The sequence below is a fragment of the Lactococcus taiwanensis genome (genome assembly GCF_014905395.1).
Lineage (GTDB): Bacteria > Bacillota > Bacilli > Lactobacillales > Streptococcaceae > Lactococcus > Lactococcus taiwanensis.
Genome location: NZ_BNDT01000005.1, coordinates 86,765 through 103,172, shown reverse-complemented (window position 1 = coordinate 103,172; position 16,408 = coordinate 86,765). Strand labels below are relative to the sequence as shown.

The window sequence follows — 16,408 nt, the reverse complement described above, 5'->3', positions numbered from 1 at the left end:
GATACAAAAATCACAAAAATGTATTCTAAGAAAACAGTGAGAAACAGCATGGTTAAGCAAGATTTGCATAAAGCGTGAAATTGTCAGAATATAAAAAAAGATAAAAAAGGAACAAAAGCCATAAAATAAGCATTGTTAGCGCTTGACAAAAGTAAGGAGTAGATGTATAATTTCCTTGTAAACGATTCCAATAATACTAAATTGGATTAGGAAAGGATACCCAAAATGAACAACGGAATTAATGTCAATTCAGAAATCGGGAAATTAAAATCAGTGCTTCTCCATCGTCCAGGTGCAGAAGTGGAGAATATCACACCTGATACAATGCATCAGTTACTCTTTGATGATATTCCTTATCTCAAAATCGCCCAAAAAGAGCATGATTTCTTCGCTCAAACTTTGCGTGATAATGGAGCTGAAACGGTATATATTGAAAATCTTGCAACTGAAGTATTCGATGCTTCATCAGATGTGAAACATGAATTTTTGGATCGCCTCTTGCACGAAGCCGGTTATCGTCCAGGACGTACGTACGATGGATTAACCCAATACTTATCTTCTATGTCTACTAAAGAAATGGTTGATAAAATCTACGCGGGTGTTCGCAAAAGTGAAGTAGATATCAAACGTACAGCACTTAGCGATATGGCAGGATCTGATGCTGAAAATTATTTCTACCTCAATCCTTTACCAAATGCCTACTTCACACGTGACCCCCAAGCTTCAATGGGTGTCGGAATGACCATTAATAAAATGACTTTCCCAGCTCGCCAACCAGAAAGTTTAATTACTGAATATGTGATGGCTAATCATCCACGTTTCAAAGACACTCCAATCTGGCGCGACCGTAACCATACAACTCGTATTGAAGGTGGTGATGAATTAATCCTTAATAAAACAACAGTGGCTATTGGGGTTTCAGAACGTACTTCATCTAAAACAATTCAAAATCTCGCTAAAGAGTTATTTGCAAACCCACGTTCAACATTTGATACAGTATTGGCAGTGGAAATTCCTCATAATCACGCAATGATGCATTTGGATACAGTCTTTACAATGATTAATCATGATCAATTTACTGTCTTTCCAGGAATCATGGATGGTGCAGGAAATATCAATGTCTTCATTCTCCGTCCAGGTAAAGATGGTGAAGTAGAGATTGAACGCTTGTATGATTTGAAAGCTGCGCTCAAGAAAGTCTTAAATCTCTCAGAACTTGACTTGATTGAATGTGGAGGTGGTGATCCAATCGCAGCGCCACGTGAACAATGGAACGATGGTTCAAATACACTTGCCATTGCACCAGGTGAAATCGTGACTTACGACCGGAACTATGTCACCATCGAACTTTTGAAAGAACATGGAATCAAAGTTCATGAAATTCTTTCAAGTGAGCTTGGTCGCGGACGTGGTGGTGCACGTTGTATGTCTCAACCACTCTGGCGTGAAGACTTGTAATGAACAAGCTCATTTAAAAACGTATAAAAAATATTAGGATGATTCAAAAGTTACTGACAGCTCTGTCAGTCAATCAAAACAAAGAAAAGGAAGAAAATAATGACATCACCACTTATTACAAAAGCAGAAGTAAATTCAGTATTCCAAGGTCGTAGCTTACTTGCTGAAAAAGATTTTACACCAGCTGAAATTAACTACCTTGTTGATTTTGGACTTCATTTGAAAGCATTGAAACAACAAAATATTCCTCACCACTACCTTGAAGGTAAAAATATTGCCTTGCTCTTTGCAAAAACTTCAACTCGTACGCGTGCTGCCTTTACAACTGCTGCAATTGACCTTGGTGCTCATCCAGAATACCTTGGTGCTAACGATATTCAATTGGGAATTAAAGAATCAACAGAAGACACAGCTCGCGTGCTTGGTTCAATGTTTGATGCGATTGAACGTCGTGGCTTCTCTCAAAAAGAAGTTGAAGATTTGGCAAAATACTCTGGTGTTCCAGTTTGGAATGGTTTGACAGATGATTGGCATCCAACACAAATGATTGCCGACTTTATGACTGTTAAAGAAAACTTTGGGCATCTTAAAGGTTTGACATTAGTCTACGTAGGTGATGGTCGTAACAACATGGCAAACTCACTTATCGTAACTGGTTCAATGCTTGGTGTAAATGTTCATATCGTTGCTCCAGATTCACTTCATCCTTCTCAAGAAGTGATGGATATTGCCAATAAATTTGCTGAAAAATCAGGTGCTAAACCTCTTGCAACTTCAAATATTGAAGAAGGTGTTAAAGGCGCAAACATTATTTACTCAGACGTTTGGGTATCAATGGGAGAATCTAACTGGGAAGAACGTGTTAAACTTTTGACACCATACCGTATCACAATGGATATGCTTAAAATGACTGGAAATGCTGACAATGGTCAATTGATCTTTATGCACTGCTTACCAGCATTCCACGATACTGAAACTGAATATGGTAAAGAAATCAAAGAAAAATATGGTTTGACAGAAATGGAAGTGACTGACGAAGTATTCCGTTCTAAATATGCGCGCCAATTTGAAGAAGCAGAAAATCGGATGCACTCTATCAAAGCCATCATGGCTGCAACTTTGGGTAATCTCTTCATCCCAGCAGTTCCAGAAGATTTTAAATAAGAAGAAACAGAAAGAGGAGCTTTGTTGGCTTTACTGACAGATCTGTCAGTAGCTGACGAAAAACTTTGATTGACAACTATTTACAGCAGTCTAAAAGTTCTTTAGGCTGCTTTGATAGTTGACATCATCGAAAGGATTAATATGGAAACAGAAAATAAAAAGGGTATAGGGCTAGCAGCCCTCGTTGCAATTATTGTTTCTGGCGCCATCGGAGGTGGGGTGTTTAACCTCTCTAACGATTTGGCAACAAATGCCTCACCGGGTGGCGTAGTCATTTCTTGGATTGTGATTGGTTTTGGGATTTTGATGCTCGTTTTGTCACTCAATCACTTAGTTATTAATAAACCCGAACTTTCTGGGGTATCAGATTATGCACGTGCCGGCTTTGGTAATATGGTCGGATTTATCTCAGGTTGGGGTTATTGGTTATCTGCTTGGGCTGGTAATATTGCTTTTGCGGTTTTGATGATGACCTCCGTCGATTACTTCTTCCCAGGTGTTTTTCAAGCCAAAAATGGGTCACTGACCATTCTGTCAGTAATTGTTGTTTCGATTGTTTCCTGGGGATTGACCTTACTTGTTATGCGTGGTGTAGAAGGGGCAGCGGTCATTAATGCCATTGTCCTTGTGGCAAAATTGATTCCACTTTTTGTCTTCGTAATTGCAGGGATTGTAACTTTCAAAGCAGGTGTCTTCAGTGCTCATTTCTGGCAAAACTTTGTGGCAAATACAAATGCTGATGGGGTCATTAAGAGTTTGACTTGGACAAACATGACTGGCGGTGATTTATTCAGTCAAGTCAAAGGATCGCTCATGGTTATGATTTGGGTCTTTGTCGGAATCGAAGGGGCAGCCATGATGGGTGACCGTGCAAAACGTAAATCAGATGCCGGTAAAGCCTCAATCCTTGGGTTAATTGCCTTGTTAGTAATCTATATCTTGCTCTCTTTATTGCCCTTTGGTTTTATGAGTCAACAAGAATTAGCCAATACAGGACAACCTGGTTTGGTTCACATCCTAAATGCCATGGTCGGTGGTTGGGGTGGCTCACTCATGGCGATTGGTCTTGTGATTTCACTTTTAGGTGCATGGCTTTCTTGGACGATGCTTCCAGTAGAAGCGACACAACAACTGTCTGATCAAAAATTACTTCCTAGCTGGTTTGGTAAACTTAACGCAAAAGGTGCACCAAGTAATTCCTTATTGCTCACTCAATTAATTGTTCAAATTTTCTTGATTGTCACTTACTTTGTAGCGGATGCTTATAACGTCTTCGTCTATCTTTGTACAGCAGTGATTATGATCTGTTACGCTCTGGTAGGACTTTATCTCCTTAAATTAGGTATCCAAGAAAAACATGCTAAAAATATTGTGATTGGTTTTATTGCAGCAGCTTTCCAAATTTTGGCATTGTACTATTCAGGTTGGCAATTTGTTTGGCTCTCACTTATCCTTTACGCGGTTGGATTTATCCTTTATGCCTTGGGTAAAAAAGAGTATGGCAACAAAATGTCTGGTGCTGAATTGGTAGCAACTATTGTTTTAACGGTCTTAGGTATTCTCGCTGTCTTTGGTGTATATGGAAACTGGCTAGGTCTACAAGATGCTCTAGGCATTGATGGCAATACCTTGTTGGTGGCTGTCGTACCCTTGATTGTTGTGACATTTATCGTATACTTTGTGGTACGAAGCGATATCAATAAAAAATCATTAAAAAATTAATTAAGGAGTAGAGAAAATGGTAAGACGTATTGTTGTGGCTCTGGGAGGGAATGCTATCCTAACCAAAGATCCATCAGCAAAAGCACAAAAGAAAGCTTTAGAAGTAACTGCTGAACAGCTTATGCCCTTAATCAAGAATAATGATACACAAATGGTTGTGACGCATGGCAATGGACCGCAAGTCGGGAACTTACTTTTACAACAGCTAGGTTCAGATAGTGAAACAAATCCAGCCATGCCACTTGATACAGTAGGAGCAATGACACAAGGTGAAATCGGCTTTTGGACAGCACAGGCTTTTATAAAAGCACTGGCTAACAACGGTTTAGGAAATTACCCTGTCCTTTCTGTGGTTACGCAAACCTTAGTGGATGAGCATGATCCTGCTTTTCAAAATGCGACTAAACCAATTGGCCCTTTTTATACTGCGGAACAACTTCCGGAAATTAAAAATCAGTTTCCTGACTGGGAGTTGATGGAAGATGCAGGTCGTGGCTATCGTCGTGTGGTCCCTAGTCCCAAACCTATTGAAATCGTGGAAGCGGAAGGTTTCGCACCGATTTTGGAATCAGGAAGTCTCTTGATTGCTTCTGGTGGTGGAGGGATACCCGTCATAAAAGATGGTAAAGGTTATAAAGGTGTAGAAGCTGTCATTGATAAAGATTTCTCAGCTGCAAAACTTGCTGAAATGGTAGAAGCAGATGAATTGCTCATTTTAACCAATGGGGGAGATGTCTTCCTCAATTATGGCAAACCAGATCAAGTTCACCTTGAGAAAGTCAGTGTAGCGCAGATGCGTCAATACGTTGAGGAAGAGCGCTTTGCTAAAGGTTCCATGGGACCAAAAGTCGAAGCAGCAGTAAGCTTTGTTGAACGTACTGGGAAAAGAGCGACCATTACGAGTTTAGATAATGTAGAAAATTTTGTGAAATTTGGTAGTGGAACTAAGATAGTACCTTGAAATATGTAGGAGAGAATAGAGGAGAATAATAATGGTAAGACGTATTGTAGTAGCGCTCGGAGGCAATGCCATCTTAACAGATGACCCATCAGCACAAGCGCAAGAAAAGGCACTTGAAACGACCGCTGAACAACTCATTCCGTTGATTAGAAATAACGATGTAGAGATGGTGGTTACCCACGGTAACGGACCACAGGTTGGCAATCTTTTGTTGCAACAACTCGCAGCTAATAGTCCAAAAAATCCAGCCATGCCCTTAGATACTGCTGTTGCAATGACCCAAGGTCAGATTGGCTTTTGGATGGGGCAAGCTTTTACAAGAGCACTTATAAAAAATGAGATGGAACGCGTCCCTGTGATATCTGTAGTAACGCGTACTGTGGTTGATGCGAATGACGCTGCTTTTGAAAAACCAACAAAACCAATTGGTCCTTTTTACGACGAAGCTGGTGTTACTGAGATGAAAGCACAGTATCCGGATTGGATATTTGTAGAGGATTCAGGACGAGGTTATCGCCGAGTAGTTCCTAGTCCAAAACCAACACGTATCGTCGAAGCTGAAGCGATTAAACCATTGATTTCATCAAGTGTATTGGTGACTGTTTCTGGCGGTGGAGGGATTCCCGTCGTTGAAACTTCTGATGGTTATGAAGGGGTCGAAGCGGTAATAGATAAAGATTTCTCAGCTGCGAAAGTAGCAGAACTGGTCGAAGCGGATGATTTATTGATATTGACAGCGGTGGATAATGTTTTTGTTAATTTCAATAAAGAAAATCAGAAAAAACTTGAAACAGTAACAGTGAAAGAAATGCAAACATACATTCAAGAAGGTCAGTTTGCTGCAGGTTCGATGTTACCAAAAGTCCAAGCGGCGATGGAATTTGTTGCTCGTACAGGCCGTCCTGCAACAATCACTTCTTTGGAAAATCTAGAAGACTTCCTCAATAATGATTCAGGAACGAAGATTATTCCCTAAAAAAGGTGCTGCATTTTAAGTGCAGCTTCTTTTTGATTATAAAAATATTATTTAAAATTCATAGACTTAATGTCAGTGATTCTGATTAAAATAAGCTATGATAATAATGTATGATTATTTATCATTAATACTATTCTAACTGACAGAGCTGTCAGTGCATAAAAATTACGAGAGGAAGACAAATCCGGCTAAACAATAAAGAGGATTTGCACAGCACAACTATGGAACTTGTACAATTTGGTTGCGAAGATTGGTTAAATGTCTGGGAAAAATCTGCTACCCTTGATATTGCTCAATCCACTATTGAAGCCCTCAGCTTAGAAGAGATTTTATCATTTGAACCTGATGGTGGGAAAGCTTTCATGGCGAAGTTAATGAAAGAACAATTCAGCTACGGTTGGATTGAGGGGTCGCCTGCTTTCAAAACAGAAGTAGCTAAGCTTTATCAAAGAGTACCTGAGGATAACATTCTCTCCACGAATGGGGCAACCGGAGCGAACTTCTTAAGTATTTTAGGGCTGGTAGGGCAAGGCGACCATGTTATTGCACAATACCCTTCCTACCAACAACTTTATGATTGGCCAAAGACACTTGGTGCTCAAGTTGATTATTGGCAGATAAAAGAGGAAAATGGGTGGTTACCAGCTATTGATGAATTACGACAAATGGTCAAACCTACCACTAAACTTATCTGCTTAAATAACGCTGCACAGCCTACAGGTGCGATTATGACTCCGTCATTTTTATCGGAAGTGATCGAAATAGCTCGAAGTGTAGATGCTTATCTTCTTTGTGATGAGGTTTACCTCCCTTTGGACGAAGAAACAGACTATGCACCTATTGCTGATTTATACGAAAAAGGAATTTCGACCAACTCTATTTCAAAAACTTACTCTGTCCCAGGGATTCGTGTGGGTTGGATTGCTACACAAGATCGCAATCTTTGCGATGAGTTTCGGAAAATTCGGGACTATACGATGATTAGTACGGGTGTTTTTGATGATGCTGTGGCTAGCCTTGTATTGAAACATAGGGAAAAAGTATTGGCAAGGGCGCGCCAAATTGTCAAAGGAAATTTAGCGATTTTGAAAGATTGGGTAGAGCAAGAGCCTCTGGTTTCTATGATTTTCCCTAAAGCTGTTTCTGTTAGTTTTCTGAAATTTGAAGAACTACCACCGAATAAAACTGAAGATTTTGCGATTCAGCTGCTCAAAGAAACAGGAGTATTAATTATTCCTGGTAATCGATTTGACCTTCCAGGTTATGCACGAATTGGTTATTGTACAGACGAAAAAACCTTACGAGAAGGCTTACGTAAGCTGTCTGAATTTTTACGAGCGTATCAAAAATAATAAATTTTCCTGAAAGGGCAGTTCTGTTTTGATATAATGCATAAAAAGTATATAATAGATAAAGTAAAAGTATAATTATAACAATTTTCTTCCTTTGGGAAATCGAACTTAAGTTAGAAGATTAATTTTTAAACTAAGATTATACAAAAAATTTAATTAAATAATAATTAAAAGCTAGAAAGTAGATGAATGGAAGAGAAAAATAGAAAAGGGATTGGCCTTTTCGCGCTCGTTGCGATTATTATTTCAGGTGCTATTGGTGGGGGAGTCTTTAACCTTGCTAACGATCTTGCCAATGGTGCAGCACCTGGAGGTGTAGTGGTTTCATGGCTTTTCATAGGCTTTGGGATGCTGATGCTTGTGCTAAGTTTCAATAGGCTGATTACAACAAAACCGGCACTCTCTGGTGTGTCAGATTACGCACGAGCTGGATTTGGAGATTTTGTAGGCTTCCTATCTGGTTGGGGCTACTGGATTTCTGCATGGACGGGTACGATTGGTTTTTCTGTTTTGATGATGACATCAGCTGATTATTTCTTTCCAGGGAAATTTGCAGAAGCCAACGGCTCACTGACGGTTCTGTCAGTAATTATTGTCTCCATTATTTCTTGGATTTTGATGTTTTTAGTTGATCGCGGTATCGAAACAGCTGCTGTAGTTAACGCAATCGTTTTGATTGCAAAACTTATCCCCCTTGTAGTTTTCTCAATCACAGGTATTGTGCTCTTTAAAGCCAATGTTTTCACCCAGCATTTTTGGGAAACTTTTACCACCAATCTTGCTGCTGATGGCTCTGTCAGAGAAGTAATCTGGCATACCATGACGGGTGGGGCTTTAGTTGGACAAATAAAAACCTCATTAATGGTTATGGTATGGGTCTTTGTAGGGATTGAAGGCGCTGCTATGATGGGTAACCGTGCGAAGAAAAAATCAGACACGGCGAAAGCCACAATTATTGGTTTATCTGTTTTACTTGTCATCTACATTCTTTTATCATTACTGCCTTACGGTTTTATGGATCAAGCCACATTGGCTAATGTCAAAGCGCCTGGTCTAGTTTATATTCTTAACGAAATGGTCGGCGGCTGGGGCGGTACACTTATGGCTGTCGGTCTCATTATCTCACTCTTAGGAGCGTGGCTCTCTTGGACAATGCTTCCTGTAGAAGCAACTCAACTTCTTGCAGAGCAAAAATTACTTCCTCGTTGGTTTGGGAAATTAAATAAATTTCATTCTCCAAGTAATTCTCTCTTGATTACGCAGTTGATGATTCAGATCTTTATCATTATCACTTATTTTGTCGCTAATGCCTATAATGTATTTATTTATATGGCAACAGCTGTAATCATGATCTGTTACGGTTTGGTAGGTGCCTATCTCCTTAAATTAGGTATCCAAGAAAAATCATGGAGTAGTATTCTAATTGGCTTTTTCACTTTTGCTTTTCAAGCTTTAGCTCTTTATCTTTCAGGATGGCAATATGTATGGTTAGCCATGATTCTTTACACGGTTGGTTTTATTCTCTTTGTGAAAGCCAAACGAGAAAACGGACGGAAAGTAACCAAAAGAGAGTGGGTAGCAATGGGAATAGTGACATTGTGTGCTCTTATGGCGCTTGTTTTCTTAATTCGTGGTGGTCACACGGGTACAGCTCTTGATTTACGGGGATTATTAGGGTTTTAATTTAAAGAAGATTGGAATAAGTCATGAGAAGTTTTGGTGAGGTAAAAGAATTATTGGTAAAACTTTCTATTCCCTACAAGATTGTAGAGCATCCAGCAAGCCACTCGACGGAAGAATCAGATGCTTTTATCCAAGGATACGAAGGTTGCCGATCAAAGACGCTAGTCTTGGCTAACAAAAAGTCCACCCAGTTTTATATGATTATCATGGATGACAAAAAGCGTATAGAAATGGATCATTTATCAAATATATTAAAAGTGAAAAGGCTCCATTTTGTATCTGAAGAACGATTAAAAGCGATGCTAGGGCTCTCTTCGGGCATAGTTTCTCTATTTGGCTTAGTAGGTACGCGCTATGATAATATGCATATTTACTTTGATCGTGAAATGCTTGAAGAGCATCGTATCCAAACTTTCCATCCTAACGACAATACGAAAACCCTTTTTATCAAAATGGAAGCATGTTTTACAATCCTTGAAGATCAAGGGTATACTTATGAGGTAGTTGACCTTTAGTCAAAAAGTTTCTTGCTTTGCAGGAAGCTTTTTTTGATATAATAAAACTATGCTAACTTTTCCGCTCATCAATGATACCTCAAGAAAAATCATTCATATTGATATGGATGCCTTTTTTGCTTCTGTTGAAGTGCGTGATAATCCAAAGTTAAAAGGCAAACCCGTAGTCATTGCTCGCAACCCATTGCAAACTGGAGGAAGAGGGGTTGTTTCCACCTGTTCCTATGAGGCTCGTGCCTTCGGTATCCATTCGGCAATGAGTGCTAAAGAAGCATACGAACTTTGTCCACAAGCCATTTTTATATCTGGAAATTATGAAAAATATACAGCGGTGAGTCAACAAGTAAGAGAAATATTTAGCCGTTATACCGATGCCATTGAAGCAGCATCGATTGACGAGGCTTATCTTGATGTAACTCAAAATAAAATTGGTTCTCAATCAGCTATAAAAATCGCAAAATTGATCCAACACGATATATTTATTGAACTTGGTTTGACCTGTTCAGCAGGAATTTCGTATAACAAGTTTTTGGCAAAGATTGCTTCTGACTATGAAAAACCACATGGTTTAACGGTCATTATGCCCGAAGAAGCTCAAAAATTTTTAGCAGAGCTACCAGTAGAAAAATTTCATGGTGTAGGTAAGGCAACGGTTCCTAAACTCCATGCGCTCGGTTTATTTACTGGAGAAGATATTCAAAAGGCAGACCCAGTAGATTTAGCAGAGCGGTTTGGAATCTATGGATGGGAGCTCTATCAAAAAGCAAATGGGATACACCATTCAAAAGTGAACAGTTATCGAGAACGCAAGTCTGTAGGAAAAGAACGCACTTATGGCAAGTTACTTTATTTACCAGATGATGTTACTGCTGAATTAACGAATATTTCTCAGCGAGTTGCCCAGTCCTTAAAAAAACATCAGCTTAAAGGGAGTATTGTTATTCTAAAACTTCGTTATTCAGATTTTACGACCTTGACGAAACGTAAACGGTTGGTTGAAAAAACGGATGATGAACTTAAGATTGCACAGGCTGCTCATCAGATCTTTGAAGAATTAGACTATGATGAGAGTTTGGGAGTGCGGCTTCTTGGCGTAACAGTCACAGAATTTGGGGCACAAGAAGCAACGCTAGATATGCAATGGTCAGAAACGGAATGAAAGGAATTTCATTCCGTTTCTTTGTAAAGAGATAATAGCCAATACCAAGAAAGCAAGCAATCTCCAAAATTAACATTTGGTGAAAGAAATCAAAAACAAAAGATGCGGTAAAGAACCAGAGAAAATCACCACTTCCAATATTTAGAGAGAAGCGTTCAGCAAGCAAAGCCAAAACAATCCAGCATAGATAGACGAGGTGAAAAGGAAAACTTATCATAAAAATTAGTGTAAAAAATAGCCAGACAGAAAGGGGGAAATGGTGATCGCGACTATCAAAGGCCGATAAGAGAATGGACATCAGCGTAAAAAGTGCTTGAATAGAAGTGAGTTTATGAGAAACCGCTAAAGTAAAGGTTAAGGCGCAACTAAATTCTAAAATAAGGTAAAGTTTCGGGATAGGTGCCCGACAATAGCGACATCTAAACTTACGGAAAATTTGGGACACGAGTGGGATGAGATCAAAAGCTGAGAGGAGATGTTGGCAACTTGTACAGTGGGAGCGTCCCCAAATAATGGATTGATGCAAGGGGAGACGATCCACAATCACACCAAAAAAAGAACCTAGCACACTGCCAAATAAAAAAGCGAAAAAAAGTTTCATATAGGGCTATACGTAAAAAAGAGGCAAATGTATCCTCTTTGTAGACTTGGAAATAAAAAGTAAATTACTTGGAAAAGGACTCTCATTAGTTTATAATTTATTTATAGGAAAGTTAACGTTAAAGGCGTATTTGCTATTTAATGTTTAAAAAATGGAGGTTATTTATGTCATACGAAAAAACACAAGAAGTATTGAATCAAACCGTTGCTGATTTGTCAAAAGCATCAGCTCTTGTTCACCAAATACACTGGTACATGCGTGGCGCAGGTTTTCTTTATTTGCACCCTAAAATGGATGAGTTAAAAGATCAGTTGGATGAACACCTTGATGAATTTGCTGAACGTTTAATTACCATCGGTGGATCACCTTTCTCAACTTTGGCAGAGTTTGATGAAAATTCTAAGATTAAGATGACATCAGCAACTTGGGATAAATCAATTGCTAATCGTTTGTCAGAGTTAGTTATTGCCTATAAGTATTTAACTGAACAATTCACACAAGCTCTTGAGATTTCTGAAAAGGAAGGGGACGCAGTTACTGTTGACCTCTATACTACAGCTTTGGGTGATATTGAAAAAACGATTTGGATGCTTGAAGCAGAACTCGGTAAATAAGCAGAAAGTTTTTCTTTTGGAGAAACCTTTCTATGTAAGATTAAAAAAACAGATAAGAATAACTTATCTGTTTTTTATTTTTACATGCCAGATTTGGTTTTACCCGTCCAGTCATTCAGCCCTTTTTTGAGGATATAAACTTCAGGAATGCCAGCTTTTTTTAGCTTTTTAGCAACTTTTGCAGCCCCTACGGGTTTTCCAGTTTCATAGATTAGGACAGGTTTATGCTTGCTTAACGCATTCAAGCTTTGATCGATTTGTCCAGAAGGAAGATTGCGAGCCCCTAAAATATGACTGACCCGAAATTGGTTAGGTTCGCGAATATCAATTAATTGAGAAGTTGGCATCAATCGAGCAAATTCCGCTTCCTCGACTATTTTAGCGTTTCTTTTAAGATTCCAACGTGGATAAACGAACATCCCGATAATAACTAAAACGAGGATGATATCAATGATAATAATGAACAAAGTTATTCTCCTTTAAACTTGAGTGCCAGGCTTGCAGCTCCAATGATCCCCGCATCATTTCCGAGTACGGCAAGTTTGATTTTTGTTGTATTACGAACGGTAGAGAAAGCGTACTTTTTGAAATAGGCTTCCACTTTCTCACGCAAGAATTCACCTGCAGCTGATACGCCTCCACCGATAACGATAGAATCTGGGTTTAAAGTTGAACCAAGGTTTGCAGAGGCAAAGCCGAGGTAGTAGGCAAATTTATCTACTACAGAAAGGCTAAATTTATCACCAGCTTCAGCTGCGACGAAGATATCTTTAGAAGTGACTTCGTCCCCATTGTCAATAGCTGCTTTGATTTCAGAGGTTCCTTCATATTCCTCAGCAAATTGATGAGCTAAGCGGACGATACCCGTTGCAGATGTAACGGTTTCGAGGCAACCTTTATTACCACAAGTACAGTCAAAACCATTAGGTTCTACACAGATATGACCAATTTCACCACCAGCACCGGCTACACCATGGACTAATTCACCAGCCGCAATGATTCCACCACCAACACCAGTTCCAAGCGTGATAAATACAACGTCAGGATTATTTTCACCAGCACCTACCCAACGTTCACCAAGCGCGGCTACATTAGCATCATTATCCAAGATAAAAGGTAGTCCAACTCCTTCAGATATTGGTTTTCCTACTTCATGCTCATCGCCCCAGTTCAAGTTATAGGCTGCTTTGACAGTTCCCTTAGCGATATTAACAGAACCAGGTGTTCCCATACCAATTCCGATAAAATCAGATTTATCTAAATTGTATAAATTTAAACGATGGTTGATAGAAGCAACAATATCTGGAACGATATGCTTTCCATCTTCTAAAATATTAGTTGGAATTGACCACTTATCTTGAACTTCACCTTTGAGGGTTAAAATCCCAAACTTGATAGAAGTTCCACCAAGGTCAATTCCGATAATTTTACTTGCAGTCATTACAATTCTCCTCATCTGGACTAAATTAATTTTTAGTCTCCGATTTTTCCTTTTCTATTCTCTCTTCACGCGCCAAAATAAGCCGAGCGGTTAAATAATCATGGTCGCTTTTTTGAAATATCCCAGTCTCAAGCATTTTTGAAAGTTCGATCTGCATGAAAGTTATAGCATCTAATCGATCTGGAAAAAGGTTGATATAGCCATATTTTTTCAGCATTTCTTGTACATCGTAGAGAGTTTTCATTATTACATTTTACCGTAATTGAAAGCGGTATTCAAGTCTGGACCATATTTTACTGCATTTTATCGTCGTTTTTTTCATTTATTAATGAAGATAATAAAGAGGTTGGGGTGGCAAGGAGGTGTGGTTCGGACTTAAAATAAAATGACTCTTAAGCTCTTTTTATAATTTAATGGTATTCTTAGTTAAAAACGAGCTGAGGCTTGTAAACGTGTGCATTTACAGCTTTCGAAAAAGTGTGCTATAATGGGTTAGATATATACGAAAGTAAGGTATGATAAAATTGACTAAATTACGCGAAGATATTAGAAACGTCGCTATTATTGCCCACGTTGACCATGGTAAAACGACATTGGTTGACGAACTCTTAAAACAATCTCAAACGTTGGATGCTCGTAAAGAATTGACTGAACGTGCGATGGACTCAAATGCACTTGAGCAAGAACGTGGGATTACTATCCTTGCCAAAAATACAGCAGTTGAATATAACGGAACTCGTATCAACATCTTGGACACACCAGGTCACGCGGACTTCGGTGGAGAAGTTGAACGCATCATGAAAATGGTTGACGGGGTTGTCCTTGTTGTTGATGCTTATGAAGGTACAATGCCTCAAACACGTTTTGTTTTGAAAAAAGCTTTGGAACAAAACTTGACTCCAATCGTTGTTGTTAACAAAATAGATAAACCATCTGCTCGTCCAGCTGAAGTGGTTGATGAAGTGCTTGAGCTCTTCATTGAACTTGGTGCTGATGATGAACAATTAGAATTCCCAGTAGTATACGCATCAGCAATCAACGGATCTTCATCAATGTCTGATGATCCAGCTGATCAAGAACACACAATGGCAAACATCTTTGATACCATTATTGATCATATTCCTGGACCAGTAGATAATTCAGATGAGCCTTTACAATTCCAAGTCTCATTGTTGGACTATAATGACTATGTAGGACGTATTGGTATTGGACGTGTTTTCCGTGGAACAATCAAGGTTGGTGACAATGTTACTTTGTCAAAACTTGATGGTTCAACTAAGAATTTCCGTGTTACAAAGCTTTTCGGTTTCTTCGGTCTTGATCGTCAAGAAATTCAAGAAGCTAAAGCGGGTGATTTGATTGCAGTTTCTGGTATGGAAGACATCTTTGTAGGTGAAACAGTAACACCAGCTGACCATGTTGATCCTTTACCTGTGTTGCATATTGACGAACCTACTTTGCAAATGACTTTCCTTGTAAATAATTCACCATTTGCTGGTCGTGAAGGGAAATGGGTAACTGCACGTAAAGTTGAAGAACGTTTGATGTCTGAGTTACAAACAGATGTTTCACTGCGTGTCGAAAATACAGATTCTCCTGATAAATGGATCGTATCTGGTCGTGGGGAATTGCATTTGTCAATTCTGATTGAAACCATGCGTCGTGAAGGCTACGAATTGCAAGTTTCGCGTCCTGAAGTAATCGTCAAAGAAATTGATGGTGTGGACTGTGAACCATTTGAACGTGTGCAAATCGACACACCTGAAGAATATCAAGGATCTATCATCCAAGCGCTCTCTGAACGTAAGGGTGAAATGCTCGATATGCAAAACGTTGGGAATGGTCAAGCACGTTTGACTTTCCTTGCGCCTGCGCGTGGTTTGATTGGTTTCACAACTGAATTTATGTCAATGACTCGTGGTTACGGGATCATGAACCATACCTTTGACCAATTTATGCCAATGGTTAAAGGGTCAATTGGTGGACGTAGCCGTGGTGCCTTGATTTCTATGGACCAAGGTCAAGTAACAGCTTATGCAATGGGTTATGTGCAAGAGCGTGGTACATTGTTTGTTGAAGCAGGTACAGAAGTTTACGGTGGGATGATCATTGGTGAAAATTCACGCGATAATGACTTGACTGTAAATGTGACAAAAGCGAAACAACAAACAAACGTCCGTTCATCAAATAAAGACTCTACGTCTGTGTTGAATGCTTCTAAAATCTTGACACTTGAAGAATCACTTGAATTCCTTGGTGATGATGAGTACATGGAAGTAACACCAGAATCAATCCGCTTACGTAAGCAAATCTTGGATAAAGCATTGCGTGAAAAATCAGCTAAAAAGAAAAAACAAGACTAATTATTAGTAGATTTTTTTGAAAGCTATGGTAAGTTAGAGGTTTATAACTTCTAGAAAGCGTCATTGACTCATAACTTGCCTCCCGATTTGGAAGGGAGTAAAATGTTTTATATTATCCTGTTGATTTTGGGGACATTTGCTTATATTTTCATGATGCCTAAAGACGTTCGACGGAGTATGGATATTTTCTTCTTTGCTGCAGTTGGCGTGCTGATTATTGCTTTTGCAATTGCTCAAGCGGTAAGTCATCAAACCTTCCTTTTAGAAGTCTTGGGTATCATAGCTCTGCTCGTCATTACTTTTAAAGCATGGATTGAACTAGAAAAATTAGATAATCGGAAAAAGAAAAAATAAGCTGTGGCGTTATTTTAAACAGCAAAAACAAGACTGTCAGAATTG

The 16,408-nt window shown here is 39.1% G+C and carries 16 protein-coding genes; 12 read left to right on the top strand and 4 right to left on the bottom strand.

Annotated features, from left to right (window positions below; genetic code table 11):
- The first annotated feature begins 225 nt into the window (after positions 1 to 225).
- The 9 genes from arcA (at position 226) to dinB (ending at position 10,990) form a co-directional block, all read left to right on the top strand.
- Positions 226 to 1,458 carry an arginine deiminase gene (gene arcA, locus JKP71_RS07250; protein WP_075525938.1) on the top strand — a complete coding sequence of 411 codons (1,233 nt, stop codon included), beginning with the start codon at positions 226 to 228 and terminating at the stop codon, positions 1,456 to 1,458.
- 99 nt (positions 1,459 to 1,557) lie between these two features.
- The gene (argF, locus tag JKP71_RS07245) at positions 1,558 to 2,622 is read left to right on the top strand and encodes an ornithine carbamoyltransferase (RefSeq protein ID WP_075525937.1); all 1,065 of its coding nucleotides are present in this window, start codon (positions 1,558 to 1,560) and stop codon (positions 2,620 to 2,622) included.
- 141 nt (positions 2,623 to 2,763) lie between these two features.
- Positions 2,764 to 4,344, top strand: a complete 1,581-nt coding sequence (locus JKP71_RS07240; RefSeq protein WP_075525936.1) for a basic amino acid/polyamine antiporter — start codon at positions 2,764 to 2,766, stop codon at positions 4,342 to 4,344.
- Between the two features lie 16 nt (positions 4,345 to 4,360).
- Positions 4,361 to 5,305: a carbamate kinase gene (arcC, locus tag JKP71_RS07235; RefSeq protein ID WP_200407545.1), complete on the top strand. Its 945-nt coding sequence runs from the start codon at positions 4,361 to 4,363 to the stop codon at positions 5,303 to 5,305.
- A gap of 31 nt (positions 5,306 to 5,336) precedes the next feature.
- On the top strand, positions 5,337 to 6,281 hold the full coding sequence (arcC, locus tag JKP71_RS07230; RefSeq protein ID WP_200407544.1) for a carbamate kinase: 945 nt from the start codon (positions 5,337 to 5,339) through the stop codon (positions 6,279 to 6,281).
- 221 nt (positions 6,282 to 6,502) lie between these two features.
- Positions 6,503 to 7,633, top strand: coding sequence for an aminotransferase (locus tag JKP71_RS07225; RefSeq protein ID WP_200407543.1), 1,131 nt, complete (start codon positions 6,503 to 6,505; stop codon positions 7,631 to 7,633).
- 189 nt (positions 7,634 to 7,822) lie between these two features.
- Positions 7,823 to 9,316 (top strand): basic amino acid/polyamine antiporter, encoded by a 1,494-nt coding sequence (locus JKP71_RS07220; RefSeq protein WP_075525932.1) that lies wholly within the window; start codon positions 7,823 to 7,825, stop codon positions 9,314 to 9,316.
- A 23-nt stretch (positions 9,317 to 9,339) separates the two neighbouring features.
- Positions 9,340 to 9,831 carry a YbaK/EbsC family protein gene (locus tag JKP71_RS07215; protein ID WP_200407542.1) on the top strand — a complete coding sequence of 164 codons (492 nt, stop codon included), beginning with the start codon at positions 9,340 to 9,342 and terminating at the stop codon, positions 9,829 to 9,831.
- Between the two features lie 49 nt (positions 9,832 to 9,880).
- Entirely contained in the window at positions 9,881 to 10,990 is a 1,110-nt protein-coding gene (dinB, locus tag JKP71_RS07210; protein ID WP_200407541.1) for a DNA polymerase IV, read from the top strand.
- On the opposite strand, the gene JKP71_RS07205 is transcribed toward dinB, so the two are convergent.
- The gene (locus JKP71_RS07205; protein WP_200407540.1) at positions 10,932 to 11,591 is read right to left on the bottom strand and encodes a prepilin peptidase; all 660 of its coding nucleotides are present in this window, start codon (positions 11,589 to 11,591) and stop codon (positions 10,932 to 10,934) included. The genes dinB and JKP71_RS07205 overlap by 59 nt on opposite strands.
- A 164-nt stretch (positions 11,592 to 11,755) precedes the next feature.
- Between JKP71_RS07205 and JKP71_RS07200 the strand changes: the two genes are divergently transcribed.
- Entirely contained in the window at positions 11,756 to 12,205 is a 450-nt protein-coding gene (locus JKP71_RS07200) for a Dps family protein (RefSeq protein ID WP_075525928.1), read from the top strand.
- Positions 12,206 to 12,285: 80 nt separating this feature from the next.
- Here the strand turns inward: JKP71_RS07200 and JKP71_RS07195 are convergent, their stop codons facing one another.
- Genes JKP71_RS07195 through JKP71_RS07185 form a run of 3 tightly spaced genes read right to left on the bottom strand, consistent with a single transcriptional unit; the run spans position 12,286 to position 13,890 of the window.
- On the bottom strand, positions 12,286 to 12,672 hold the full coding sequence (locus JKP71_RS07195; RefSeq protein WP_082272337.1) for a rhodanese-like domain-containing protein: 387 nt from the start codon (positions 12,670 to 12,672) through the stop codon (positions 12,286 to 12,288).
- Positions 12,673 to 12,674: 2 nt separating this feature from the next.
- Positions 12,675 to 13,646 (bottom strand): ROK family glucokinase, encoded by a 972-nt coding sequence (locus JKP71_RS07190; protein WP_200407539.1) that lies wholly within the window; start codon positions 13,644 to 13,646, stop codon positions 12,675 to 12,677.
- Positions 13,647 to 13,671: 25 nt separating this feature from the next.
- A complete protein-coding gene (locus tag JKP71_RS07185) occupies positions 13,672 to 13,890 on the bottom strand; it encodes a YqgQ family protein (protein WP_075525926.1) in 219 nt (72 codons plus the stop codon).
- A 280-nt stretch (positions 13,891 to 14,170) separates the two neighbouring features.
- Between JKP71_RS07185 and typA the strand changes: the two genes are divergently transcribed.
- Both typA and JKP71_RS07175 read left to right on the top strand, forming a co-directional pair.
- Positions 14,171 to 16,009, top strand: a complete 1,839-nt coding sequence (gene typA, locus JKP71_RS07180) for a translational GTPase TypA (protein ID WP_075525967.1) — start codon at positions 14,171 to 14,173, stop codon at positions 16,007 to 16,009.
- A 102-nt stretch (positions 16,010 to 16,111) separates the two neighbouring features.
- Positions 16,112 to 16,363: a DUF3165 family protein gene (locus JKP71_RS07175; protein WP_075525925.1), complete on the top strand. Its 252-nt coding sequence runs from the start codon at positions 16,112 to 16,114 to the stop codon at positions 16,361 to 16,363.
- Positions 16,364 to 16,408 lie beyond the last annotated feature (45 nt).